At 67.2% G+C, this 2,033-nt stretch carries 2 protein-coding genes; both read left to right on the top strand.

The features are described from left to right. Window positions 1–107: 107 nt before the first annotated feature. Window positions 108–1,067: a carbohydrate ABC transporter permease gene (locus tag AOJ26_RS43165; protein ID WP_053852606.1), complete on the top strand. Its 960-nt coding sequence runs from the start codon at window positions 108–110 to the stop codon at window positions 1,065–1,067. A 15-nt stretch (window positions 1,068–1,082) separates the two neighbouring features. Beyond that, window positions 1,083–1,958: a carbohydrate ABC transporter permease gene (locus AOJ26_RS43160; RefSeq protein WP_053852605.1), complete on the top strand. Its 876-nt coding sequence runs from the start codon at window positions 1,083–1,085 to the stop codon at window positions 1,956–1,958. Window positions 1,959–2,033: the final 75 nt, after the last annotated feature.

Below are 2,033 nucleotides of genomic sequence, written 5' to 3'. Positions count from 1 at the left end.
TCGCAGGTCAACCAGGCCCTGGCCAACCAGTGACCGGCACGGGCGGGGCGGCCGAAGGGCGGCCCCGCCCGGCAGCAGATCCAGCAGCCCAGCACCGAGGAGCGACGATGTCGGCCCCGAGCCTGACCCCGAGCAAGGCGGGACCCGCCCGGGCTCCCGAGCCGCGCGCGGCGGGCCCATCGACCCGCGGCGGCTCCTTCGCCAACAGCCTCAGGCGCAACCTGACGGCCCACGGCTTCCTCATCGGAGCCGTGCTGTGTTTCCTGGTGTTCTCCTGGTACCCGATGATCCGGGAGTTCCTCCTCGCCTTCCAGAAGACCGAGAGCGGACAGACGACCTGGGTCGGCCTCGACAACCTCGAAACGGTCTTCAACGACCCGGCGTTCTGGCAGGCCTGGCGCAACACGCTCCTGTTCACCGTCCTCGCGCTGATCTTCGGCTTCGCGGTCCCGTTCGTCGCCGCCGTGGTCATCAACGAGTTCCGGCACGGCCAGGGCTACCTCAGGCTGCTCGTCTACCTGCCCGTGATGCTGCCGCCCGTCGCCTCGGTCCTGCTCTTCAAGTACCTCTACGACCCCGGATACGGCCTGCTCAACGAGGTGTTCGGGTTCTTCGGGGTGCCCGCGCAGCAGTGGCTCCAGGATCCCGACCTGTCCATGCTCTCCGTCGTCATCGCCGCCACCTGGATGAACATGGGCGGCGCCACCCTGATCTACCTCGCCGCGCTCCAGGGCGTCCCGGGCGAACTGTACGAGGCCGCGGAACTCGACGGCGCCGGCCTGCTCCGCAAGATCTGGCACATCACCATCCCGCAGACCCGGCTCATCCTCTCGCTGATGCTGCTCATGCAGATCATCGCGACGATGCAGGTCTTCGTCGAACCCTTCCTCCTGACCGGCGGCGCCGGCCCCGAAGGCTCCACGACCACCGTCGTCTACCTGATCTACCAGTACGCGTTCAACTTCAACAACTACGGCGCCGCGGCGGCGCTCGGCCTGCTGCTCCTCGTCCTGCTCGCCGGGTTCTCGGCGCTGTACGTGAAACTCAGCCGCGCCGAGGACAAGTAGGCCAGGGAGCCCACCATGTCGACACGCACACTCATCTCGCCCGCCACCCTCGCCAGGCCGAAGGGCAAGGCGGTGTACTGGACGGTCTTCGCCGTGGTCGTCGCCGGCTTCACCCTGGCCTTCCTCGGACCCCTCTACTGGCTCGTCTCCAGCGGCTTCAAGGACACCCAGGAGGTCATCCAGACCCCACCCACCCTGGTGCCGAAGAGCTTCACGCCGGACAGCTACAGCCGGGCCTGGGACGTCATGGACCTGTCGTCGCTGCTGTTCAACACCCTGTACTACGCGTTCGGCGCCCTCGCCTTCCAGCTCGTCCTGGACGTGGCGGCCGCCTACTCGCTGTCCAAGCTGCGTCCCGTCCTGGGCAAGGCGATCCTGGGCATGATGCTCGCGACGCTGATGATCCCCGCCACCGTGCTCGTCGTCCCCCAGTACCTGACTGTTCTCGACGTGCCGCTCGTGGAGCGCAACCTGCTGAACTCACCCTGGGTGATCTGGCTGCCGTCCGTCACCAACGCCTTCAACATCTTCCTGCTGAAGCGCTTCTTCGACTCCATACCGCAGGAACTGCTCGACGCCGCCTCCATGGACGGCGCCGGCCCGCTGCGCACCCTGTGGTCCATCGTGCTGCCGATCTCCCGCCCCATCCTGGGCGTGGTGTCGATCTTCGCGGTCGTCGGAGTCTGGAAGGACTTCCTGTGGCCAATGCTCACCCTGCCCGACCCCGCCAAGCAGACCCTGAACGTCGGTATCTACTCCCTGACCAACGGCGTCCCCGTCAACGTACTGATCGCGGCACTGACCATCGCCTCGATACCGACACTGCTGATCTTCCTGGTCTTCCAGCGCAACATCATGAGCGGCCTGACCGCCGGCGGTCTCAAGGGCTGACGGCCACCACCTGACGGCCACCACCGCGAACCCGGCTCCGCCCCGCCCCCGAGAACTCGCCGCCGCCCCGTCACC

Source organism: Streptomyces sp. NRRL B-24085, assembly GCF_001282115.1.
Lineage (GTDB): Bacteria > Actinomycetota > Actinomycetes > Streptomycetales > Streptomycetaceae > Streptomyces.
This window is presented reverse-complemented; position numbering and strand designations above follow the sequence as displayed.